At 57.0% G+C, this 23,025-nt stretch carries 19 protein-coding genes; 12 read left to right on the top strand and 7 right to left on the bottom strand.

The features are described 5' to 3' along the window. Positions 1 to 155: 155 nt before the first annotated feature. The 10 genes from ACZCED_RS18755 to ACZCED_RS18800 all read left to right on the top strand — a co-directional run bounded on the left by ACZCED_RS18755 (position 156) and on the right by ACZCED_RS18800 (position 11,696). Positions 156 to 374: a hypothetical protein gene (locus ACZCED_RS18755; protein ID WP_464861422.1), complete on the top strand. Its 219-nt coding sequence runs from the start codon at positions 156 to 158 to the stop codon at positions 372 to 374. Positions 375 to 565: 191 nt separating this feature from the next. Continuing rightward, entirely contained in the window at positions 566 to 1,387 is an 822-nt protein-coding gene (locus tag ACZCED_RS18760) for a transposase (protein WP_464861423.1), read from the top strand. Between the two features lie 130 nt (positions 1,388 to 1,517). After that, entirely contained in the window at positions 1,518 to 2,018 is a 501-nt protein-coding gene (locus ACZCED_RS18765; protein WP_464861424.1) for a methyltransferase family protein, read from the top strand. A 226-nt stretch (positions 2,019 to 2,244) separates the two neighbouring features. After that, positions 2,245 to 3,564, top strand: coding sequence for a hypothetical protein (locus ACZCED_RS18770; protein WP_464861425.1), 1,320 nt, complete (start codon positions 2,245 to 2,247; stop codon positions 3,562 to 3,564). A 161-nt stretch (positions 3,565 to 3,725) separates the two neighbouring features. Then, positions 3,726 to 5,129: a DEAD/DEAH box helicase gene (locus ACZCED_RS18775; protein ID WP_464861426.1), complete on the top strand. Its 1,404-nt coding sequence runs from the start codon at positions 3,726 to 3,728 to the stop codon at positions 5,127 to 5,129. Between the two features lie 100 nt (positions 5,130 to 5,229). Then, entirely contained in the window at positions 5,230 to 5,547 is a 318-nt protein-coding gene (locus ACZCED_RS18780) for a hypothetical protein (protein WP_464861427.1), read from the top strand. 32 nt (positions 5,548 to 5,579) lie between these two features. After that, positions 5,580 to 5,969: a rhodanese-like domain-containing protein gene (locus tag ACZCED_RS18785; protein WP_464861428.1), complete on the top strand. Its 390-nt coding sequence runs from the start codon at positions 5,580 to 5,582 to the stop codon at positions 5,967 to 5,969. Between the two features lie 83 nt (positions 5,970 to 6,052). Next, a complete protein-coding gene (locus tag ACZCED_RS18790) occupies positions 6,053 to 6,496 on the top strand; it encodes a pyridoxamine 5'-phosphate oxidase family protein (RefSeq protein ID WP_464861429.1) in 444 nt (147 codons plus the stop codon). 333 nt (positions 6,497 to 6,829) lie between these two features. Continuing rightward, positions 6,830 to 7,906, top strand: a complete 1,077-nt coding sequence (locus ACZCED_RS18795) for an efflux RND transporter periplasmic adaptor subunit (protein WP_462970623.1) — start codon at positions 6,830 to 6,832, stop codon at positions 7,904 to 7,906. A 100-nt stretch (positions 7,907 to 8,006) separates the two neighbouring features. Next, the gene (locus ACZCED_RS18800; RefSeq protein WP_464861430.1) at positions 8,007 to 11,696 is read left to right on the top strand and encodes an efflux RND transporter permease subunit; all 3,690 of its coding nucleotides are present in this window, start codon (positions 8,007 to 8,009) and stop codon (positions 11,694 to 11,696) included. Between the two features lie 196 nt (positions 11,697 to 11,892). Here ACZCED_RS18800 and ACZCED_RS18805 read toward each other — a convergent pair whose 3' ends face one another. The 7 genes from ACZCED_RS18805 to ACZCED_RS18835 form a co-directional block, all read right to left on the bottom strand. After that, a complete protein-coding gene (locus ACZCED_RS18805; RefSeq protein WP_464861431.1) occupies positions 11,893 to 12,942 on the bottom strand; it encodes a polyamine ABC transporter substrate-binding protein in 1,050 nt (349 codons plus the stop codon). A 59-nt stretch (positions 12,943 to 13,001) separates the two neighbouring features. Then, the gene (locus ACZCED_RS18810; RefSeq protein ID WP_462970620.1) at positions 13,002 to 13,802 is read right to left on the bottom strand and encodes an ABC transporter permease; all 801 of its coding nucleotides are present in this window, start codon (positions 13,800 to 13,802) and stop codon (positions 13,002 to 13,004) included. After that, on the bottom strand, positions 13,799 to 14,713 hold the full coding sequence (locus ACZCED_RS18815; RefSeq protein WP_462970619.1) for an ABC transporter permease: 915 nt from the start codon (positions 14,711 to 14,713) through the stop codon (positions 13,799 to 13,801). Before ACZCED_RS18815 ends, ACZCED_RS18810 begins: the two co-directional genes overlap by 4 nt. Next, on the bottom strand, positions 14,700 to 15,761 hold the full coding sequence (locus tag ACZCED_RS18820) for an ABC transporter ATP-binding protein (RefSeq protein WP_462970618.1): 1,062 nt from the start codon (positions 15,759 to 15,761) through the stop codon (positions 14,700 to 14,702). The genes ACZCED_RS18815 and ACZCED_RS18820 overlap by 14 nt, the downstream gene beginning before the upstream one ends. A gap of 93 nt (positions 15,762 to 15,854) precedes the next feature. After that, the gene (gene thiS, locus ACZCED_RS18825) at positions 15,855 to 16,100 is read right to left on the bottom strand and encodes a sulfur carrier protein ThiS (RefSeq protein WP_462970632.1); all 246 of its coding nucleotides are present in this window, start codon (positions 16,098 to 16,100) and stop codon (positions 15,855 to 15,857) included. Between the two features lie 5 nt (positions 16,101 to 16,105). Next, positions 16,106 to 17,833, bottom strand: a complete 1,728-nt coding sequence (locus tag ACZCED_RS18830; protein ID WP_464861432.1) for an aldehyde ferredoxin oxidoreductase family protein — start codon at positions 17,831 to 17,833, stop codon at positions 16,106 to 16,108. Positions 17,834 to 17,909: 76 nt separating this feature from the next. Then, positions 17,910 to 19,223 carry a saccharopine dehydrogenase family protein gene (locus tag ACZCED_RS18835; protein ID WP_462971523.1) on the bottom strand — a complete coding sequence of 438 codons (1,314 nt, stop codon included), beginning with the start codon at positions 19,221 to 19,223 and terminating at the stop codon, positions 17,910 to 17,912. Between the two features lie 299 nt (positions 19,224 to 19,522). Between ACZCED_RS18835 and ACZCED_RS18840 the strand changes: the two genes are divergently transcribed. Both ACZCED_RS18840 and ACZCED_RS18845 read left to right on the top strand, forming a co-directional pair. Next, entirely contained in the window at positions 19,523 to 20,005 is a 483-nt protein-coding gene (locus ACZCED_RS18840) for an Lrp/AsnC family transcriptional regulator (RefSeq protein ID WP_462971522.1), read from the top strand. Between the two features lie 599 nt (positions 20,006 to 20,604). Next, the gene (locus tag ACZCED_RS18845; RefSeq protein ID WP_464861433.1) at positions 20,605 to 22,899 is read left to right on the top strand and encodes a PAS domain-containing hybrid sensor histidine kinase/response regulator; all 2,295 of its coding nucleotides are present in this window, start codon (positions 20,605 to 20,607) and stop codon (positions 22,897 to 22,899) included. Positions 22,900 to 23,025: the final 126 nt, after the last annotated feature.

The raw sequence follows: 23,025 nt of genomic DNA on the forward strand, positions 1-23,025 counted from the left end.
CATCAGAAATTTAGCAAAAATGTTGTAAATCCAAGCCTATTTGGTGCCTATGTCATGATTTTCATAGCTCAAAATCGCATTACAGACGTAAGGTTCTTTTATCATTGGCGCTTGGTTGATTTGAAATTGCATAGCTAATAACATATTCGTCAGATATGTTAGATGAACCCAATCCATTTATTTTTAGCAAAGTCTCTAACAAATACGAACCAGGATTAATGCAACAAAAAAAATATTTTCACGATCTAAAGCAGGCAAGAAATGAATTGCTTAGAACATTGGCGCTGAAGGGATATTATTTTATGCCTGAAACCACTGAGTTTGAGCCTTATTTTCCAGAGATTGATGAAATCATACAAAAGATGGATCTGTAAGTTTTAACATGCGGTTTCACAAACGACCGCTCGTACCTCGCGAACTGTGAACCGCGGCGTTGGCAACGTACCAATCATTAGTGATAGAGACGTTTTACAAATTGGATGGCATCGTCCATAGCTTGGCAGACATTTCTATCGTTCATCATTAATACGGGGCGACCAGTATCCCGAAAGGGCATATTTCAGCCATGAAACCCAAACAACCTGGACACAAAAGCAGGCAACGGGATCTGTTCCGTCCTGAACTCACGAAAATCATCGATCACGGGCATGGGCTGGTCAAATTGGCCAAGGCCGTCGACTGGAATCGCATGGAAGCCGCGTTCACTGAACGCTATTGCCCCGGCAACGGCCGGCCGGCTATCGGCATCCGGTTGATGGTCTCCCTGCAATACCTGAAGTCCATCTACAGCCTCAGTGACAAGGATGTCGTCTGTGGATGGGTGGAAAACCCCTACTGGCAGTACTTGAGCGGGATGCAGTACTTCGAGCACGATCCGCCGATCAACCCGTCCAGCATGTCCCGATGGCGCAAACGAATCGGTGAAGCCGGGGCAGAGGCGCTGATCAGGGAAACCATTGCGGCCGGGCTGGCGATCCAAACCGTCAAACCCCATCCGTTTAAACGGGTCACCGTGGACAGGATCGTCCGCGAAAACGCTCCACAGGGATGCTCAACGGCCATCGTCAGGCTTTGGCATGGACGAACCCATCCATCTCAAGCCGATGCGTACGCTGAATTTCTGAAAGCGCGCGCCGCACCCGATTATGAATCCATAGACGGCTTAAGGAAGCTCTATTTCCTCCGGCGAATCGACGAAGACGCGGCCCACTTCCTGTTGGTTACCGTGTGGGATTCGATGGATGCAGTTGAAACATTTGCCGGAAAGCATCCCGAAAAAGCCAAGTATTACCCGGAAGACGATTCTTTTTTGCTCGAGAAAGAATCTTCTTCCGCCCTGTACGACCTGTTTTTTGAAAAGCAATGCACGGATACCGCGGCAGTTTAAACTGGCGGACGGGACCTGAAAAGGTTCAACGATTATAATCGGACCGGAATATTTTCTTGTTTTTTAAATACCTGCAGGGAAACCGGCTTGCGCTGACCGGCAGCGTCGGACAACCGGTTAAAGGACAGACATGTCACGCAGCCAATTCACCGAAAACACCTTAAAGACATTTTTTTTCGCATTTATTGTGGTGTTTGTAGTCGCCTATATCCCCTATAAGATTGTCACCGCTGAAAACCATACCGTCATTGCGGGTTTGGCCGGATTCCGCTTGAGCGGATATATCTTTATCGGTTTGGGGGTTATTGGATATTTGGTCTGTTTTCGAAATTTCATCATTGACGCCAAGGGGTCGCCCATGCCCGGGGATACGCAACATCTCATCGTCAAGGGGCTGTACCGGTATGTGAGAAACCCGATTTACATTTCAGCCTGTCTCATCTTTCTCGGAGAAGCGCTATTATTTCAATCACTGGAGATGTTTTACTACTTTTTCGGAGGGATTGTCGTTTTCCATCTGTTGGTCGTCTTTGTCGAGGAACCGTTCCTGCGGCATAAATTCGGGGGCACCTATGAACAATACTGCAAATCGGTGCGTCGATGGACTCCTCGATTCAAACCGCCCGGGTAGGTCGGGTGACTTTCTTCTGTCATTGTATGCCCGAATGCTGTATTTTCGGGTTTGCAGGCCGGTTGACCGCAGCCGTGCCCGCCATTGCGGGATCATTCGTCGGCGCACCCCATTCGAGCCTCGATGTGAGAGTATGGGTCAGCCGGTGCCAATCGAGGTGCGCACGATCGCTCGCCTTGCGAAGATCAACCGTCCACTGCCAATCACCCATCGAAAGATGCATGTTGTGAACAGCACCGGACGTCGCGTGGCCATCCTGATCCTGGGCCTTGCCGCTTTTGGCTTGCCCGCCGCGGTCCACGCCCAAACAAAAGATACCCCGCGGTCCCCTCACCCGCAGGCTCAGCGGCTGGCGAACTGGCTGGTGTCCCACCGCGGTGCCGAATCGGGACTCCCGGTGAGTCACGTCGGGGATGGGCGATTCAAGGACTGGTGTTTCACCTACGACGCAGCGGTTGCCGCCCTGGCGTTCATTGCACTGGATCGACCCGGGGAGGCGGAGCGAATCATCGATTTTTATATCACCTCGAAAAACGCCCGCCGGCTAGGCGGTGTCATCGAGGCGGTGCGCGTTGTCCCTCCCTACGACGGGAAGGACTGGTCGGTGCGCACAGGGGCCAACATCTGGCTCGGATTGGCGTCCTACCATCTCTTCCTATCGACGACGGCCGACAAATATTTAACCTTTGCCGCATGGATTGGTGACTTTGCGTTGGGCCTGCAAGACAGCGACGGCGCCAGCCCGACCCATGGCGGAATCAAACTGGGTCCGCCGGGAGACGCGGCCTTCCACGGGGATCAGCATTTTGGTTATGACGCCCAGTTGCCCGGTTTTGAACAGATCTTCGCGACAGAGGCGACCATCGATGCCTTCGCCCTGTTCAACCTGCTTCAGGGCCAACCCGGCATGGGGCGTTTTAAAAGCGGGCGGGATCGCTGCCTGCGCTGGTTGAAAAAAGTGGCATGGAATCGCGGGCAACACCGCTTCAACCGCGGATTTCATCACGAACCCGATCTTGCCGTGGCCAGCGATGTTCACGCCTGGGGCATCTCCGCATTGGGAGTGGCCCGGCTCGATGCAATTGAACCGGGAGCCGCCGAACAGATGGTTCAATTTGTCGAGGCAAATTGCCTATCGACGGTTGTCTACCGCTCACCGGATGGAAGGGAGGCAACCGTCACCGGATTCGATTTTGTGGACCATGAGGCGCTCAGGCAGCTGAAGCGCCCCCCGCTGGTTTCACCGGAATGGACTTTCCAGATGGCCAACGCCTACCTGCGGTTATCGGATGATTTCGAAGCGGCGGGCGACAAAGAAAAAGCGTCTCTTTATGCTCACAAGCAAAGGCATCTGCTCGATCAGGTGATGGCCATGGCCTCGACCCTGGACAACGCTGCGGGGCTTCCCTACGCAAGCCTCGGCGGGGTTCCCGTCGGTCATGAAAACGACACGCCCGTTCAAGGCAGCTTCAGCACGATCGGCGTCGCCTATGGCATCCTGGCCTTGACCGGTTATGATCCGCTCCGTCCTCCCGGTGAACGGTGAGGCCGCCGTGAACCGTCATCGACCGGCAAGTTGCATTTGATTTCATGGCGCCGGGTGTCCGATTGAAAAAACCGGTCAGGCAAGCACCGTGGATCATGGTGAACGCCCCCGCGACCCGGCATGGGGGCCATCAATGGATGGAAACCCGTCAGGATCATACCATGTCATTCGATCAACTTGGCCTTCGGGCCGAACTGCTTGAAGCCGTCAAGGCCAATGGGTACAGCGCGCCCACCCTGATTCAGAACCGGGCCATTCCCGTGATTCTCGACGGACGGGACATCCTTGCCCGCGCCCAGACCGGAACGGGAAAAACAGATGCCTTCGCCCTTCCGCTGGTGGAAATCCTGAGCCGCGGGAACGGCAACGGGCGACACCCACGCGCCCTTGTCCTGACCCCCACGCGGGAACTGGCGCTTCAGGTGGGCGAGCGCATCAAGGCTTATGCAAGGCGGGTTTCCCTGCGGTGCACGGTGGTTCACGGCGGGGTTCGCATCCATCCGCAGATCGAACGGCTGCGGCGCGGCATCGATATTCTGGTGGCCACGCCGGGCCGCCTGCTGGATCTGGCCGGCCAGCGGCATTTGAATCTTTTCCGGATTGCGTTTCTGGTTTTTGACGAGGCGGACAGGATGCTGGATCTGGGATTCAGCCAGGAGATCTCCGAAATCCTCGACCTGGTACCGACGAAACGCCGGACCATGCTGTTTTCCGCCACCTACACCCAACCGATCCGGGATCTTGCCGAACGCATGCTGCAGTCGCCCGAATATATCGAGGTGACACCCCACCATATGGCGGCCGAAGCGGTAATCCAGAAGGTTCACCTGGTGAACCGATCCAATAAACGCGCGCTTCTCATCCACCTGATCACCAGCGAAGACTGGAGCCGGACACTGGTCTTCACCCGCACCCGTCACGGAGCCGACACGCTCACGGAGAAACTCGCCGCCCACGGGATCGGGGCGGCTGCAATGCATGGCAACAAGAGCCAGTCTTTCCGGACACGATCCCTGAAAGCCTTCAGGAACGGCGAGATCCATATCCTCGTGGCAACGGATGTGGCCGCAAGGGGCCTGGACATCAGCGATCTGCCCTATGTGGTCAACTACGATATGCCGGGCGCCCCCGAGGAGTATGTTCACCGCATCGGCCGCACGGGCCGGGCAGGTGAAAGCGGCCTTGCCGTTTCGCTGGTCAGCCCCGAAGAAAGGCCTTGTCTTCAGGCCATTGAAAAACTGCTCAAACAGAAAATCCCGGTGGAAACGGTTGACGGCTATACCGAGGACAGCGACGTTCCGGACTATGTTCTCTTTCGTCCCGACAGCGTGTCCAGCGAAAAAAATGCGGACGAAGACATAAAAGCGCTCATCGCCAGAAGAACGGCTTCCAAAAAGCAATCGAAAACCCGCAACGCAAAAAAGACAGGTTCCGGCAAAAACCCGGGACAGGGGTCGACATCCCGGTCCGGCAGGAGAGCCGGCAAGGCCGGAAAAAAGCCGCCCCGATCAGCACCGCGCCGCCCTCAACCTTCAAGACCCGGCAAACGCAAGGGCGGAAGATAAGGGAATGAAAACCGTTTCTCAGTTCGCTCGCCAGCCCCGCTGCAAACCACGGGGAATGCGCGCGTTAGCGCGGTTCAACCGATAACAAAGGACTTGTACAATGATATCAAGAATCTGGCATGGGTGGACAACCATGGAAAATGCCGACACCTATGAAAACTTGCTGAGGACTGACATTTTTCCGGCCATCGCAGCCAAAAACGTTTCCGGTTACCGCGGTATTCAGCTCTTGAGGAGACCGACCGGCAACGAGGTCGAGTTCATCACCATCATGAAGTTTGATTCCCTGGAAGCCGTGAAGCAATTCGCCGGCGAGGACTATGAAAAATCCTATGTGCCTGACAAGGCCAGAAAAGTGCTCTCACGTCATGACGAGCGGTCCCAGCACTACGAAATAAAAGAGAACCTCATATACTGACCCCCCATTCATAGGCTACCAAAGGAGATATCATGAGTTCATCGGTCAGCAGGCCGCATGCCGCGGATTCCAAGCGGGCACTTGAACATTTTCAAAGCTTGCTCGAGTTTGAAACCGATTGCTGGGACGTGCACCATGCAATAACTAACAATCGCAAGGATTTCGTCCTCCTCGATGTCCGCGGCGAGGAGCTTTACAACGCCGGCCACATCGAAGGCGCGATCAACCTGCCGCACCCGCGCATTAACGAGAACAGCCTTAAGGATTTCCCACCGGAGACCCTGTTCGTGGTATATTGCGCGGGGCCGCACTGCAATGGCACGGAAAAAGCGGCGATTCGCCTGGCCAGGCTTGGAAGACCGGTTAAAAAAATGATCGGCGGCGTAACCGGCTGGCTCGATGAAGGGTTCAGCCTTGTCTGAACGGCGACGCGCAAGGATCGTTGCAGAGGACGCCCGTATGCATCACGTCTACCGCCGCATTGGAAAAGGAGAGACTCGCCACCGTGAATAAAGAGAATATCGAAGCCATCATCCGCAAGGCCGGCGTATGCCGTCTGGGCATGCTCGACGGGGACACGCCCTACATCGTTCCCCTTTGCTTTGGCTACCGGGACGACACCCTTTATTTCCACGGGTCGAAGAAGAGCAGGAAGGTTGAACTGATCCAAAGGCACCCCAAGGTCTGTTTCGAGTTCGACATCCTGGCCGAACCCATATCGGCCCCGGATCCCTGCGACTGGGACATGCGCTACCAGAGCGTGGTCGGGTTCGGCCAGGCGTCCGTGGTGGAGACGACCGAGGAAAAGCGGCAGGCGTTGGAGATCATCGCCGCCCAGTATGCCGAGGGACCCCATTCGTTTAGCGAGCCGATGCTGAAGGCGACGATGGTGATCAAGGTGGCCGTCGAAACCATGACCGGCCGGCAGTCCGGCTTCGATCAGAAATAGCAAATCCGCTTACCTGTTCACCCGTTGCCCGGTTTCGCGGAAGGTGACAGCCGCTGTCGTCCTGGCGCATCCGTCCGTCCCACCGCGCGATCGCTGACCGTTTTTCGGATCGATGCGCCCCATCGGTGGCTTTCTTCATTTATTTCCCCGAGGCCGCATGCCGGAAGGTCAGGCTCCCCGCGCCTTGACTTTCCGCTGCATTTCGGGTTTATTTCCCTCCGTTCCCCCAATTTCTCATAATGATTTAACATAAATGATTCTAAACGATACACCGCTCTCCGGGAAAGCAATCGTGCAAAACCGGGTTGAAGCAGATGAGGATTCGACATACTCATGAGAAATTTGCTCATTATTATGCTGGCTGCGTGCGGACTGGCAATGGTGTCCGGGTGCGGCCCTTCTGCGGAGAACGAGGTTCCTCAGGCCAAACCGCGCTCCGTTCGCGTAGAAAAAGTAGTCAGCCGGGACCTGCCGGTAATCGTTCGATCGGTGGGCCGGCTGGTGCCCAACCGGGAGGTCGTTGTTTCCACCCAGGTGACCGGCATCCTGATGCAGATCAATGCGGATGTGGGCACCCAGGTGAATGCCGGTGAAGCGCTGGTCGAACTCGACCCCACCGACTACACGCTGGCACTGAACGAGGCCCAGGCCAACCTTCGCTCCGCCCAGGCCCGACGGGTTGTGGCTGAAAACAACTATGCACGCGCCAAACGCCTGTTGCCCGACAACGTCATTACGCTGGAATTGTTCGATCAGGCCGAGGCTGAATACCGGTCATCCCAGGCGCTGATCGCGCAGCTCGAAGCGGTAGTGGATATCGCCCGGCACCGGCTCGGCAAAACGGTCATCGGGGCGCCTTTTGACGGGTATGTGTCCCAGCGGTGGGTCGAGCTCGGTCAGAACGTGGCCGTCGGCGACCCGGTGATGAGTATTGCGGACATGGAAACCATGCGGGTGAGAATCCACATCAATGAGCACGATTATGTGCATCTGGATGAAGCGGACCCGGTCAAGGTGATGGTGGAGGCGTTTTCAGACCTTTCGTTTGGCGGCCGTGTGGACAAAATCGGGATCAAGGCGGATGGCCGCACCAACACCTTCGAAGTTGAAATTCTGCTGGACAATCCGCAATTCACCCTCAAGGCCGGGCTGACCGCCAGAGTCACCATTCAAACCGATGTGATCCGCGACGCAATCATGATCGGCCAGGGAAACGTGCTTTTCAGGGAGGATCGAAAAGAGGTGTTCGTCATCGGGCAGGACAACAGAGCCGTTGCCAGGGAAGTGGCGTTGGGGCGGGAGGAAGGGTCAACCGTCAGAATCCTTCACGGCCTGATGCCCGGAGACCGCCTGGTTGTGTCCGGTGCCCAATACCTCACGCCGGGGGATGAAGTGGTTGTCAAACCCTGAGGTCCCGTCGGACGCCCGATTGTTCATTTCGCTTCTATCTATTTTACACAACCATCGGGTTTGGCGTCACCGCTGGAACCCCAGCCGTAGGATATAGCCTTTGAATTTCTTCCATTTTATATTGAGGCGACCGCTGATTACCGGCTTGCTGGTCATCGCGCTGCCCATCGTGGCCGGCATGTTCGCCTACCGCTCTTTACCCAAAGAGGGTGAACCCGAGATCTCGGCGCCGGTGGCGATCATCGTCACGGTGTTTGCCGGGGCATCGCCGAGCGAGATCGAGAGCCTGGTGACCGCGCCGCTGGAGGAGGAGCTCAGCGACCTGAAGGATGTCAAGGAGATGCGCTCCAATTCAGCCGAGGGTGTATCCGTTATCGTGATCGATTTTGAGGCCGAAGCGGATCTCGAGCGCTCCCTGCAGAAGGTGCGCGAGAAAGTCACCGATGCCCGCAAAGAGCTGCCGGACGAGGCTGAAGACCCGGAGGTGAACGAGGTCAGCTTTTCGGACATCCCCATCATGATCGCTTCGGTGGTGGGCGATATCGATCCGGTCAGGCTCAGGAAACTGACCGAAAAGGTGGCCGACGAACTCGAAACCATGCCTGAAATCCTGGCTGCGGAGGTGGCCGGCGGGTTGCAGCGGGAGATCCAGATCTACCTGGACCCGGAAAGGCTGGATCAGTTCGGCCTGACCATTCCGGATGTCTACCATGCCGTGCGGCAATCGGACGTCAACATCCCCGGCGGCCAGGTCAACGTTCAGGGGCGCCGGCTGCTGCTTCGGACGCTGACCGAAATCAAGCACGTGGCCGATTACGCTCGGGTCCCCTTGATCCGCCGGGATGACCGGGTGGTTTTTTTGGGGGATGTGGGTACGGTGGTGGACGGGCATTCCGAAGACATCAGCTATTCCCGGGTCAACGGCCTGGCGTCCGCATCCATCGCCATCAAGAAACGCAACGGCGCCAACATTCTGGAGACGACCGTCAAGGTCCGCGAAAAACTCAAGGCACTGGAAGCCGCTTTTCCCGCAGGCGTGCATACCACCATCACGGCGGAAAAGGCCAAGTTCATCAAGCAGGGCTTCGATCAGATGAACAATTCGGCGGTGGTCGGCCTGATCATTGTCATTGTCGTACTCTATTTTGCCATGGGGTTGCGCAATTCGGTCATCACTTCCCTTTCCATCCCGCTGTCCCTGCTGCTGACCTTCATCTTCCTGAAAGTCTTCGGTCTGTCCAATAACGACATGGTGCGCTTCTCGCTGGTGCTCTGCATCGGTATGATCGTGGACAACGCCATTATCGTGGTCGAGAACGTCTACCATCACTACCAGCTGGGCAAAGACAGGATCAGCGCGGTCGTCGACGGTACGGCCGAAATCGCCATGCCCGTGATTTCGGCCACCTTGACCACCATGGCGGCCTTTCTTCCCATGCTGCTGATGACCGGGGTCACCGGCGAATACATGGGTTATCTTCCAAAAACGGTGACCATCGCCCTGGCCGCTTCCCTGGTAGTGGCCCTGGTGGCCAATCCGCTGATTCTCAGCAGGTTGATGAAGCGTACGACCCGACAGGGACTCATCGTCAAGCCGGAGGAGGACCTCAAACGCCTTAAAAGACTATACGTGCGCTGGGTTTCATGGGCCCTGAATCACCGCTTCCAGGTGGTCTGCCTGATCGTGGTCAGCCTGATGGCCGCTGTCGGGCTGATGGCGTTGAAGCTGGTCAAGGTCGAAATGTTTCCGGATGCGGATTTCGACTACATCTACATCACCGTGACGACCCCGCGGGGGACGGAAATCGATGTCACCGACGGCATTGCCAGAGAGGTCGAAAAAATCGTTGCGGACCACATTCCCGAAGCGGTTCAGGTGGTCTCGACGATCGGCCAAAGAGGCCAGAGCGCCTATGAATTCTCCTTCGGAACCACGACCATTTCACACTTTGCGGAGGTCACCGTGGAGTTGAAGGACGGCAAGGAGTACGCCCGCGCCTCCCATCGGGACATCCAGGAGCGCATCCGCCCTCTACTGCAGGAGATCCCTGGCGCCGATATCCGCTTCCGGGCCATCCAATGGGGCCCGCCCACGGCTGCGCCGGTGCTGATCAAGATCGTGGGACCGGAAATCGCCGTATTGCGATCGCTGACGGCCCAGGCCCGGCAGGTGATGGAAGGCGTCGACGGCATTGTGGACGTCCAGGATGATTTTTCGGATGCGGCCCCTGAACTGCGCGTGACCGTGGATCGCGCCAAGGCGGCGGCCATGGGGATACCCTTGGAATCCGTGGCCGTCACCCTCAGGGGAGCCACGGCGGGCCTGGACATCCGCGAGTTTCGCGATGAGCAGGATGTGTCCAAGAAATACGACCTCAAGGTGCGTTTCTCACCTGAGTCCAGAACCAGTCCGCGGATGCTGGACACCATCAAGGTGCGCTCCGACACCGGCGAACTGGTGCCCCTGGCGACCATCGCCCAATACAGCCAGGGCAAGGGCTTGAACAGCATCCGCCATTCCGATCGGCGTCGAATCGTCAGGATATCCGCCAACAACCGGGGGCGGTCCGCAGTGGATATCACCCAGGAACTCATCGGCAAACTCAACCGTCTGGAGTTGCCGGCCGGGTACAAATTCGATTTTTCAGGTGAATATGAGGAGACCGCCGAATCCTTTGAAAGTCTGGGCCTGGCTTACATGATTGCCGCCATCCTGATTCTGACCTTGCTGGTCTCCCAGTTCAACTCGCTGGCCCAGCCTTTTGCCATTCTCATGGCCCTGCCCTTGTCCATCGTCGGCGCCATGGCCGGTCTGTACGTGACCGGAAACAATTTTTCGATCATGAGCTTTATCGGGCTGGTGGGTCTGAGCGGCATCGTGGTCAACGACTCCATCGTTCTGGTGGACTGCATCAACCGCATGCGCCAGACCGGCCTGAGCATGTTCGAGGCCATCGTCAGCGGCGGCCAGCAGCGCCTCCGGCCGATCATCTCCACCACCGTTTCAACCATCGGCGGCATCGTGACCCTGACCATTACCGATGAGCTGTGGGAAGGCCTCGGGGTGGTCATCATATTCGGCATCAGTTTTGCCACGGTCCTGACGCTGATCGTGGTGCCGGTGATGTACTCCCTTTTCGAGGGGCTGCGCTACTACATCATCTCAGCCTTCCGCGGAACGCGCTGGCCCCAAACGCCGCAGGGTGCCAGCTACTTCTTTTCCCGGCGGCGGTATGCACGCACGGCAGCTGTCTGTGTGCTCGCTGTCCAGCTGCTGGTTCTGGCCGTGGCATGGGTGAAGATCATGCCGGGATTCATGGAAAGCGTGGCCCAGACCACCTTTCAGGCACCCACTGCATTGAAACTGGCCATCGAAATTGCCGTCTACGGCATCGAGATCGCCCTCAAGGCAGCGGGCAGCCTGGCATTGCTTCTCATCCCCACCTGGGCGGGCCTGATCTTTTTAATGGCCAAGCGAAGCCGGGAAGAATATTACGTGGACATCACACCCGAGGGCGTGTCTGTAGGCAGCCCGGTGGATCGCTTCTTTGTAAAAAAAGAGGAGATCACCGGCATCAAGCTCTCCCCTTTCTTTCCAATGATGGCCTCGATCCGCATCGCCAGCGGAGGGCGCAAGATCGTCATCCGCAAACTGATCCCATCCGCCGGCGTTCCGCAAAAGAAACCACTCGTGGCCTGGCTGTGCACCAAGGCACCCTCGCGAACCGAAATCCGTGAGGGCATGCTCAGCCTGAAGCAATCGCTGGACGCACTGATCGCAGGGAAATGATGGTCTGGGCTGCAACGGCGAACGCACGTCCCGCCCCTTGCCGGAGCGAAGCGGAGATGCCGGTCATCCTGTCGGCGGGTACGGCGCGGGCCAATGGGGAATCGATGTCCATCCTGACGGTGCCGGGCGGCACCGCCGTCGCCGCAAGAACACTCCCCGCGGCTTTCGCCGCGGGGAGTGTTCAATGGCCAGGCCATCAATGGGACTTGGCGCGCGTCCACGCTTCATCCATGATCCGGTTTTCCTTGCCCAGATCCTTGGTGAAGTAAAGCTTTTTCATGATCGCGGGTGTCGGGTAGATTCCCGGGTTTTTCAGGTCTTCGGGCGTGATGAACGCTTCGGCCGCCGCGTTGGGGGTCGCAAACTGGTTATAGTTGGAAAGTTCGGCGCCGACTTCGGGCTCCAGAATCCAGTTGATCCACTTGTGCGCGGCGTCCGGGTTGGGCGCTTTGCTGGGGATGCACATGGAGTCATACCAGATTTCGCTGCCCTCGTTGGGGATGATGAAACCCAGCTTGTCGGGTTCTTCGGTCACCGACTGAATGGCGTCGCCGTTGTAGACGATGGCAGCCACTGCCGTACCGGCGACCACGTCGTTCTTGCCACCCACACCCGGCTTGAATCCCATGCAGTTCTTGGTCCGTTTGGTGGCCACCAGCAAGTCGGCGGCCGCCTTGAGATCCGCAGGGTTGGTGCTGTTGAAGTCCTTGCCCTGGTAGACCAGGGCGATGCCCATCATCTCGCGCACGGAGTCGATCAGCCAGAACGCGCCTGGCTGTTTGGCGGCATCGAACAACACTGACCAGGACTGGGCCGCAGCGTCGCTGACCTTTTCCTTGCGGTACATCAACCCCACCGTGCCCCACTGGTAAGCAACGGAGTATTTGTTGCCCGGGTCATAGCTGGCTTCCCGGAAAAGGGGCTTGAGATTCTTCAGGTTGGGAATCTTGGCATGGTCCAGCGGCTGGATCAGCTTCTGGTTGATCAGCACCGGCATGATGTAATCGGAAGGGACGATGATGTCGTACTGGCTGGCCCCGCCGGCCTGCAGTTTGGCCACCATCTCCTCGTTGTTCTCGTAAATGTCCAGCCGGACCTTGATGCCGAACTTCTCTTCGAAATCGGCCGGCATCTTTTCCTCGTCCATGTACTCCGACCATGTGTATACCCTGAGTTCCTCGGCACCGGCGGTCATCCCGCCCAAAAGCACCAATACCAACACCAGCAGACCGATTTTACGCATCATTTTTCTCCTTTTCAGCAATGGTGGTTAGTATGCATCGATGTCCATCAGCAAAAGGCGCCTTATTCTTTTTCATGGTGGCGCGTGAACCGTTCCGTCAAGACGACCAGGACAACCGTGACCAGCATGATCAGTGTCGACAGGGCATGGATTTGCGGGGTGACCCCTCTTCGGACAGCCGCAAAAATGAACAGCGGCAGGGTCTGCGACTCGGGACCGGCCGTGAAAAAACTGATCACGAAATCATCCAGCGACAGCGTGAAGGCCAGCATGGCACCGGCGATGATGCCCGGCATCAGCAGCGGCAGCATCACCTTTCTGAGCAGGTACCAGTTCGTGGCAAAAAGGTCCCTGGCGGCCTCCTCCACCTCGCTGCCGATGGCTACCAGGCGGCTGCGCACCACCAGGGCGACGAAGGCGATCTGGAAGGTGATGTGGCCGATGATCATGTTCAAGAGGCCGGGTTCGAAAAGGGACGATGCCATTCGCAGCAGGCCGAAGGCCACCACCAGGGACGCGGCCAGGATGATGTCCGGAATGACCACGGGAATGTGCAGGATGATGTCCAGAAAGTTGCTGGTTCGGCTGCGCCAGGGAAAGCGATCCATGGCAATGGCCAGGATCGTGCCCAGGATCGTGGCGATGATGGTGGAGACGACCGCCAGCAGCAGGGTATTCCAGGCGGCCTCGAGGATCCAGTCGTTCTCGAAGAGCTTGAGATACCATTTCAGGGTAAAGCCTTTCCATACCATACCTCGCCGGGCGGCATTGACGGAGAATACCGCCACACCGGCCAGCGGCAGGTAGAGAAAGGCCATGGTCAGGTAGGAAATCAGAATGATCAACGGATGCTGGCGCCTCATACGACCTGGATCTCCTTGCCTTTGCGACGGTAAATCTGAAGCCCGATCATGGTCAGGACCATCAGCCCCATGCTGATCGCCGCACCGAACGGCCAGTCGCGGCTGGTACCGAACTGCTGCTGAATGAGATTGCCCACCAGCATGTATTTGGCCCCGCCGAGCAGGTCGGGGACGACGAACATGCCCATGGCGGGAACGAAGGTCAGGATGATCCCCACCGACAGGCCCGGCATGGTCTGGGGTAAAATGGCCTGGGTGAAGGTCCTCACCCGCGAGGCATACAGATCCTGAGCCGCTTCCACCAGCGACCAGTCCAGGCGTTCGACACTGGCATACAGCGGCAGGGTGACAAAGGGCAGAAACATGGACACCATCCCCAGATAGACGGCAAAGGCATTGGGATACAGCGGGGCCCCTTCCGGGATGAAGCCAAAAACCGCCGCAAGCTTGGCAATCGGCATCTCCGGCGATAGAATCAGGAACCAGGCATAGGCCCGGATGACCATGTTGGTCCAGAACGGAATAATCACCAGGGTCAGCCACATGTAGCGGCTGCGTTCGGGCCGGCCGGCAATAAAAAAGCACAGGGGATAGGAAAGCAGGACGGAAACCAGCGTGGTAAAAAAAGCCACCACCACCGACCGCCAGAGGATCATCAGGTAATCCGGAGTCCAGCCAAAGAGGGTGTAGCCGGCCAGGCGCTTGTAATTCTCCAGGGTGAAGGTCCACTCCAACTGGCCATAGGCGCCCCGGGTGACCACACTCACGAGCACCAGCACCAGGCCGGGCAGCACCAGAAACAGCATCAGCCAGAGCATCCCGGGAGACAGGAGCAACGACCCGCGCTTGAGCAATTGCCGCCGGGTCGTCAATTCCCCGTACCAGGTAATCATCGAATCAGTGCGCTTCATCTTCAAGAATCACCAGTTCCTTGGAAGCCAGTTCCAGCCAGACCTCCCGCCCGGGATCGATTCGACGGTAGGAACTGGTGCGCACACGCAGCGGACCCGGCTCCAGCCACAGGTCGAAATTGGTTCCCCGGTATACGGTTTCAGTCACGCGCGCACGGATGCCGTTGCGCTCGGGTTCCTTGTCGCCGATACCGATCCATTCCGGACGGATCGCCACGGTGCCCTCCTGCCAGGCGGGCTCTTTATCCAGGGCCAGAAAGCCGAAGGCCGTCCGAACACCGCCCGGAGCCTTGGTAGCGGGGATCAGGTTGGCCGCCCCCAGAAATTTAGCCACGAAGCTGTCTTTGGGGTTGTCGTATACCTCTTCAGGCGTGCCGCACTGAACCACGCAGCCCTGGCGCATCACGGCCAACCGGTCGCTGCAGACCAGCGCTTCGGATTGATCGTGGGTAACCAGGATAAAGGTCCGTCCCAGCTTGCGCTGCAGCCGCCGCAGATCTTCCTGCACCTGGGCGCGCAGACGTGCATCCAGGGCACTCATGGGCTCATCCAGCAGCAGCACGTCGGGTTCGTTCACCAGGGCCCGGGCCAGGGCCACCCGCTGCTTCTGGCCGCCGGACAACTGATGGGGATGGCGCTGGGCCATGGTGCTGAGGTCCAGCATCTCCAACCGGCGGTTGACCCGTTTTTTGATTTCGGCCTCGGGAAACTTGCGGGAACGCAGCCCGAAAGCGATATTTTCGTAAATGGACAGGTGGGGAAACAGGGCGTAACTCTGAAAAACCGTGTTCACCTGGCGTTTGATGGCCGGCAGGCGAGTGATATCCTTGCCGCCGCTGAAGACCTGACCCGAGTCGGCCATTTCCAGCCCGGCAATGATCCGCAACAAGGTGGTTTTGCCGCATCCCGATGGACCCAGCAGGGTAAAAAATTCCCCCGGCGCAACGTCCAGGGAAACGTCGTCCAGGGCAATTACATCACCGAATTGTTTGCAGACGTGTTTTACCGCGAGGCCTTGGTCAGTCGTAAGATTCTGGTTCTGGTTCATATCCTCTAAGATCCGGATGCATTGTCTAAACAATGGGTTAACAAGGTGAGAATGAAAAGGATGCTTAAACCCAATCAACCGTCAAGCCGATGTTCAGCCACCGAAAATGGGATGAAACACCTTGACCAGGGCCCGATCCGGCAATACGTCCGCCTGTTTGGCCGCCCGGCCGTTGACCGACACGATGCCGACCGAACGGGGGGGAAGGCCCAGGTGGGCGATCAGGTCCGCAACCGTCGACCCCGGCGACAGGCGAACCTCGCACCCCGTATCAGGATCGTACCCCGGGACCCATTTGTCCAGTGTCCCGTATAGCTTGATGGAAAGCTGTATGGCCATTTCCGTCAAAAGTCAAAGGTCTTTTCCATGGCCTCGTCATCCACCACCACCACTTTGTTGTGCGGTGGCAGCGGTTCCTCGTAGAACATGCGGGGCAGACGGTCGTCCGCGGGGGTGAATCCGGCGCGCCGGTTAAAGTCCCGCTCGGCCCTGAGCACGCGCAGCCCCAGTTCACGCCAGGCGTGTTCGGTGAATGGTTTCCCGGATTTGGCGGCCACCATGCGGTAGACCGTGGCGATCCCTTGCGGGCCGGCCAGTCCGGTCTGGGCAAAGTCACAGATGCCTACCGAATCCACGGCCGCCATGTGGATCTGCGTATTACGGGAAGCCTCCACCTGGCCTTTGGCCGAAAAGCGGTCCAGCGTTCCCCCGAAGGCCTCCAGGTTCTGGTCAACCACCCACCCGGCGGTATGGTCACCCCCCATGGGCGAGGTGGCGTAGGTCACCGCCATGCCCTGGATGGCCCGCGGGTCGTAAGCCGCCATGCTCTGGTTCTTCATCACCGGCACGCGGGGGTGGTTGAAATGGTTGCCCACGGCGGCCGGTCCGTTGCCGATCAGTCGGCCGAACTCGCTTCCCGCGGCCACCTCCTCGACCATCTGGATGGCGGCGGCGGCATCACCAAACGGCTTGTGTCCGGCATCCATGGCCACGGCCACGGCCACACCGGTACTGATGGTGTCCAGGCCGATATCATCGCACAGAAAGTCCAGCCGGGCGATGCTGTCCAGGTCGCTATTGCCGATCATGGCACCCATGGACCAGATGGTTTCGTATTCCAGGGAAGAGGTGACATAACGGCCGTCGGCGTCGACAAACTCGTTGGAGCAGTCGATGATGCATTGCGCACACCCCTTGTGGGCGTTCTTGCCCCCGCGCTCGCGGATGATCCGTGCCATGGTTTCGCCGCTGATCTGTTCGGCCCCCTCGAACTGCCCCTCGCGCGCATTGCGGGTGGGCAGTGCGCCGGCTTCGTTGATCGGTGCCACCAGGCAGGCCGATCCCAGCGCTGGCAGGATCTCGCCGCTGAACTCGTCGGCCCTGACGGCTTTGGCATATTCCTTTGCCGCGGCCTTGAAGGCCTCGGCGTCCGCCATCGGATCGGCGGATTTGCCTTTCCGGCTGACGATGATCGCCTTGAGTCCCTTGGCCCCCATGACCGCACCCAGACCGCCGCGGCCGGCCGCCCGGCAGGGGCGACCGTCCAGATCGGTGGTTTGAATCGAAGCGGCGGCAAGCCGCATTTCTCCGGCAGGACCGATACAGGTGATGCTGATGTTCTCTCCATGGGTGGCTTTGAGTTTCTCCACCAGCGTATAGGTTCTGGCCCCTTTGTGATCGATGGCGTCCACGAGCGTGGCGTTGCCGTCAGCATCGATGTTCAGCATCCAGCATTCGCCGGCGGCGGCCCTTCCTTCGACGACAATGGCAGTGATACCGAGATGGGCCAGGGCCGCTGCGACGGTTCCCCCCACATTGCTCTCCTTGATGCCGCCGGTCAGCGGGCTTTTTGCGCCCACGGAGAGACGGCTGGTATTGACCAGCGGCGTGCCGCTGAAATAGCCCGGAGCGAAGATCAACGCGTTGTCGGGCCCCAGGGGGTCGCAGGTGGCAGGAACATGGTCGTTGATGTATGACGATGTCAATGCCCGCCCGCCGATCCCCAGGTAAGCGTCCGGTACGCTCTGGTCCACCACCGTTTTTGCCGACATATCGACACGAACAAACTTCATCGGGCCTCCTTTTCAAACCGTTTGGTCTTATTCCGGCACCGCGGAAAGCGCGGCAGTTTCCAAGTCGATCGGGCTGTCAGGCAAAAGACGGTGCAGGCGCACCCTGCTCGGTCCGGTCGACGGAACCCTGCTGGCGTTTGGCGCTGTTTTTGCGGGAATCACGGGCGTACAGGCTTTTTTTCTGCAGGGTTTCATCGATGGTCACCCCCAGGTCGGCCAGGTTGCGGAAACAGTATTCCCGGGCATCCGCCTCGAGCTGCTCCGGAACGAAAACCCCCTTTTCGGTAAAGGCGTCATCCACCATCATTTTGACGAAGACCGACGCACACTGGCCGGTCAGATAGGCTTCATGGCTGAGGCCGGAGGTTTCAAAGGCTTCCACCAGTCCCGGGCCCACGGCATAACTGTCTATCTGTATGGGATTTCCATCCTTGTAGCCCTCCACACGGACCAAAAAAGCCCCCTCTTCGGCCACGACCCCGTCGTTGATGATGGATTTGAGTTCATCCGGGTATTTGGGGGCCGGTGGACACAGCTTGAGGATCAGGTCCATAGGAACGATTTTGGTGCCGTTGACATCCACCGGTTCGTCGGAAAGCAGCCCCATCCGGTAAAACAGCTCGGAAAGCTTCACCCCGAAGCCGCCGTACTTGAAATCCACATTCTTGACGCCTTTGAGCACCTTATCGGCCAGCAGCCCCATGGTAATCGGTTCATCATGTTCGTGGTCCACCATGCGCACGTCCCGATCGATGCCCCTCAATCTCATCCGGATGGGACGGCTGAAGGGCTTGTCCGTGACGTGCTTTCCGTTTTCAAAGCGGAAGGTCTTGTATGCCATATCCCAGAAGGCCACTTCCGGGGACCACCAGAATGGCGTAAATCGCTTGGTCAGCACATTCTCGAAGACAAAGATACTGATGGTTTCGCAGCGGTCCATCTTCTCGACGGCTTCCCTGGCCATCACGTTGGCCAAACCGGGCGATGAACCGGCACCGACCAGGGCGGTGAGGCCCTTGGCCTTGAATTTTTCATGCCATTCGGAAAAGAGCAGTTTGTAACTCTCCACGAAACCGATATCTTCCATGGGGCCCGCCATGTCAAAGTAGGAGGCGTTCACCGCCAGCGCCGCTTCCATGACAAGCAGGTTGAAATCCAGCGGCAGGCCGTTGACAATCAGGTCACATCCCTTGGCTGCCTGGATGACGTTGTTGACGTCGCTGGCATCCAGTTGAAGGGCCCGGGCCTTGCTGAGGGATCCGCTCAGCGCCTCTGCAGCTTTGCGGTCATAATCCGCGCAGATGATTTCAGACACCTCGGGATGGTCATTCATCCGTTTGGCAATGGTGCTTCCCTGAGCGCCGACCCCGATCACAATGATGCGTTTCATGCTTTCTCCTTAAGTGCTGAACTGGCCGCCAACGCAATCCGACTCCGGGGGCAGGTCCCGTCAGACAGCTTATCCGTTTTATATGGTTACGATTTTCATCAGATTGGGTTGATTGCCTGGCGCCGATGCGCCGCTGTCGACCGAGACGAATACTGCCCCCAGCTTTCACATAGAGGAATCAAAAACTTTTTGCAACAAATATTTTGACAAAATTAGCGTTAATCGCTAATAATGTTATTATTATTGATTGAATTCGTTTTTTTACAAAACCATACCCACTAACAGGGAGGGCTCCGGACGTGAAAACAACTTCATCTGGGGCGCAAAAGCTGGACCGCGTCGACCGGAAGATGGTTTCCCTGCTTCAAAAAGACGGCCGCATGCCCATCGTCAGCATCGCCAAGGTACTCGGCATTTCGGAAACCACCGCCAGGAGTCGATTGAAGCGGCTGATCAATGATGAAGTCATCAAGGTGATCGCGGTCAGCAACCCGATCCGGCTCGGATTCGAGATCATCGGCAACATCAAGCTCAGCATCGACCTGAAGAAAAAAGATGACATTCTCCAGGCTCTCAAAGAGATCGATACCCTGAACTACGTGGCACTGACCACGGGCGGCAACGACATCGATATCGAATTCATTGCCGGCTCCCTGTCAGAATTCAAAACACTCATTTTTGAGCGGATCAGCCAGATCGATGGCGTCAATTCAGTGGAGACGTCGCTGATTGTGGAAATCATCAAAGATACGTGGGATTATGGAACGGCGTGGGACGACTAGACGCGAGCACGCCTGCGGCGGGCCACTATTTTTAAAAAACCCGTGCCCCCGCCGGTAGCACAGGCAGCTGAAGCCTGAAAAGCCGGCCAACCAGGATGAGTCGACCCAGCCATAAAACCCGACCCGTCCGAATTGAACCGCTTCGGCTTGTATTGAGCGGTTGTCCAGGTCGCCGGTACTGAAAATAAGGTCTCGCGATGCTCCAGCAAAGGATGCCCCGCCACATCTGACAGGGTTCACTTTCCGTCCGATACCATCCGTAAGCACATCCAGACTGTCGCTCGCCTAAAACAGCAGTTGAGCACATGCACCATCTGGATAGCCCTTGACCACTACAACCATTCCATTCTATCCATGCATGAACGGTTTTTTTAACCAACCCATTTTCTTTCATGGGAATGAAGGCATATGCAAAACCTGCATCTGCCGACACCATCGGCCGATGTTATAACCATTCTGGCTGGTGTTCCGTCACTATAAGCATCATGTCATATTCCACTTGGGTGCCTGACGATTGACGAAGGCAAACCGAACCAGGTGCAGGCCATCCGTCTCGGGATGATGTCTACGGCTTTACGATAATCTGGAGAATCATAGCAATGGCGGCTCTCGAATACTATCTCAAGGATAGGCGACCCTGTTTGGACAGTATTTTGAATGCCATCCAGGACGGAATCGTCGTCCTGGATCGTGACGCTTCCATTGTTCGGACCAATCGCTGGATGGAAAAAAAATGCGCCTCTCAAATGCCCTTGATCGGTAAAAACTGGCACGCCGTTTTCCGAGACGCAGAAGATTCCCTTTTGGAATGCCCATGTATCGGGTCTCTTGAAACCGGACAACCGCACATCGTGATTTTGCCGTATCCATCCGCCGAAAAGCCTGCCGAATGGTTTGAAATCTCTATGTGTCGACTCGAAGATAGTGACGGCAGGGTCACAGGGGCCATTGGACACGTCAAGGACGTCACCGATCGCATGAACGCGGAGGCGTTGCTCAAGGATGAAGTGAACCGGAGGCGACTTCTGGTTGAGCAATCCAGAGACGGGATCGTTGTACTCGACCCAAAAGGCAAGGTATTTGAGGCGAATCATCAATTTGCCCGTATGCTCGGGTACTCTCTCGAAGAAGTCCATCGGCTTCATGTATGGAACTGGGACGCTCAGTTCAAGAAAGAAAAACTGCTGGAAATGCTCGCAACCATCGACGAGACCGGCGATCACTTCGAGACACGCCACCGCCGGAAAGACGGCACCTTTTATGACGTTGAGATCAGCACCAATGGCGCTGTTTACAGGGGGCAGAAATTGATCTTCTGTGTATGCCGGGACATCACCGAGCACCTCGCCGAACACAAACGAATTGAAGAGGCGCTGCTCCTGACGCAGTTTTCCTTTGACAAAGCCTCAATCGGAATCTTTCGGACAGGAGAGGATTCACGGATATTAAACGTCAATGAACAGGCCTGCAAAAAACTCGGCTACAGCCGTGGCGAACTGTGCAGAATGAGTATTCTGGATATCGATGCGATCATGTCCTCGGCGGAAAGAAGTAAATTGTGGCAACGCATGTGCGCAAAAGGCACCGTAAACTTTGAAACCGTCCATCGACGCAAAGACGGGACGACATTTCCCGTGGACGTCACGGCCAACCTCCTGGAGGTTGGAGGGAACAGGTATTCCCTATCCTTTGCCCGGGATATCACCCAGCAAAAGAATGACGAAAAACAAAAAGCGAAAATGGAACGGCATCTTCGCCAGGTGCAAAAAATGGAGGCACTGGGGACACTTGCCGGCGGAATCGCCCACGATTTCAACAATATCCTCTCCGCCATCTATGGCTACGTGGAGTTGGCGCAACTCAGATGCCCGGAACATTCCAAGCTGAGGCATTACGTCGATCAGATCGGGATGGCAAGTGTCCGGGCAAAGAACCTCGTTCAACAAATACTCACGTTCAGCAGACAGGGCAGATCGGAAAAGCGGGCCATGGACATCAGCAGGGTTATCAATGACGCCCTAAAGCTGATAAGAGCGACCTTTCCCTCAACCATTGAAATCAGGCACGATATTCAATCTGAATTGGGCGACGTCCTTGCTGACGAAACACAATTACACCAGATGACAATGAACCTTTGTACCAATTCACTTCATGCCATGCAAAAAGACGGCGGTTTGCTTGAAGTGGATCTCGCCCCCGTCACCATCGGCATTTATGATTCATCGAGCGATCCGGTTATCAGTCCGGGAGAGTACCTCAAGCTGATTGTTTCCGATACCGGCCATGGTATGGATCAAACCCTATTGGCTCGGATCTTCGACCCGTATGTCACTACCAAAAAATCCGGTAAAGGCACTGGCATGGGGCTTTCGACTGTTCAAGGAATCGTAAACGATCACGGAGGGAGTATAAAAGTTTACAGCCGGCCGGGTGTAGGAACGACTTTCCAGGTGTTTCTCCCGCTTGCCATGACGGCGTCCGATCGTTCAACAGCTGAAGACAGAATCTTCTCATGCAGCAGAGGCTACATCCTTTTTGTTGACGATGAAAAGCAATTGACCGAAATCGGCAACGAGTTGTTGGAAGGGTTGGGATACCTGGTTGAGACCCGGGTAAGCCCCATCGAGGCCATTGAATCGTTCCGAAGGAATCCTGACAAGTACGATCTGGTCATCACCGATTTGACCATGCCGAAAATGACCGGCGAAAAATTAGCCAGAGAAATCAAAAAAATCCGACCCGGCATACCCATCGTTCTCTGTACGGGATTCAGTGCGAATATCAACACCGATACCCTGGCGGAGATCGGCGTCGACCAAGTGCTGATGAAACCGATCACATTGAGTCACCTGGCGGATACTGTCCGCAAAGTGATGGATGACCCGGTGACCTGAGCGCCTGTTGAAAAATCACCCGACCGCAGGCGGGACAAGCCAGCCCAACCCGGCGAGGGAATGCAGGTGGGTTGAGTCGAATGATAACGCCGTATGGCCACGCGCAATCGTTTTCAGGTTCCTGAA

The organism is Desulfosarcina sp., from assembly GCF_055467485.1.

What these genes read in the sequence shown, in the direction of transcription:
- ACZCED_RS18755 (WP_464861422.1), top strand. Translation starts at nt 156, where the DNA reads ATGTTAGATGAACCCAATCCATTTATTTTTAGCAAAGTCTCTAACAAA.
- ACZCED_RS18760 (WP_464861423.1), top strand. Translation starts at nt 566, where the DNA reads ATGAAACCCAAACAACCTGGACACAAAAGCAGGCAACGGGATCTGTTC.
- ACZCED_RS18765 (WP_464861424.1), top strand. Translation starts at nt 1,518, where the DNA reads ATGTCACGCAGCCAATTCACCGAAAACACCTTAAAGACATTTTTTTTC.
- ACZCED_RS18775 (WP_464861426.1), top strand. Translation starts at nt 3,726, where the DNA reads ATGTCATTCGATCAACTTGGCCTTCGGGCCGAACTGCTTGAAGCCGTC.
- ACZCED_RS18780 (WP_464861427.1), top strand. Translation starts at nt 5,230, where the DNA reads ATGATATCAAGAATCTGGCATGGGTGGACAACCATGGAAAATGCCGAC.
- ACZCED_RS18785 (WP_464861428.1), top strand. Translation starts at nt 5,580, where the DNA reads ATGAGTTCATCGGTCAGCAGGCCGCATGCCGCGGATTCCAAGCGGGCA.
- ACZCED_RS18795 (WP_462970623.1), top strand. Translation starts at nt 6,830, where the DNA reads ATGAGAAATTTGCTCATTATTATGCTGGCTGCGTGCGGACTGGCAATG.
- ACZCED_RS18805 (WP_464861431.1), bottom strand. Translation starts at nt 12,942, where the DNA reads ATGATGCGTAAAATCGGTCTGCTGGTGTTGGTATTGGTGCTTTTGGGC.
- ACZCED_RS18810 (WP_462970620.1), bottom strand. Translation starts at nt 13,802, where the DNA reads ATGAGGCGCCAGCATCCGTTGATCATTCTGATTTCCTACCTGACCATG.
- ACZCED_RS18815 (WP_462970619.1), bottom strand. Translation starts at nt 14,713, where the DNA reads ATGAAGCGCACTGATTCGATGATTACCTGGTACGGGGAATTGACGACC.
- ACZCED_RS18820 (WP_462970618.1), bottom strand. Translation starts at nt 15,761, where the DNA reads ATGAACCAGAACCAGAATCTTACGACTGACCAAGGCCTCGCGGTAAAA.
- thiS (WP_462970632.1), bottom strand. Translation starts at nt 16,100, where the DNA reads ATGGCCATACAGCTTTCCATCAAGCTATACGGGACACTGGACAAATGG.
- ACZCED_RS18830 (WP_464861432.1), bottom strand. Translation starts at nt 17,833, where the DNA reads ATGAAGTTTGTTCGTGTCGATATGTCGGCAAAAACGGTGGTGGACCAG.
- ACZCED_RS18835 (WP_462971523.1), bottom strand. Translation starts at nt 19,223, where the DNA reads ATGAAACGCATCATTGTGATCGGGGTCGGCGCTCAGGGAAGCACCATT.
- ACZCED_RS18845 (WP_464861433.1), top strand. Translation starts at nt 20,605, where the DNA reads ATGGCGGCTCTCGAATACTATCTCAAGGATAGGCGACCCTGTTTGGAC.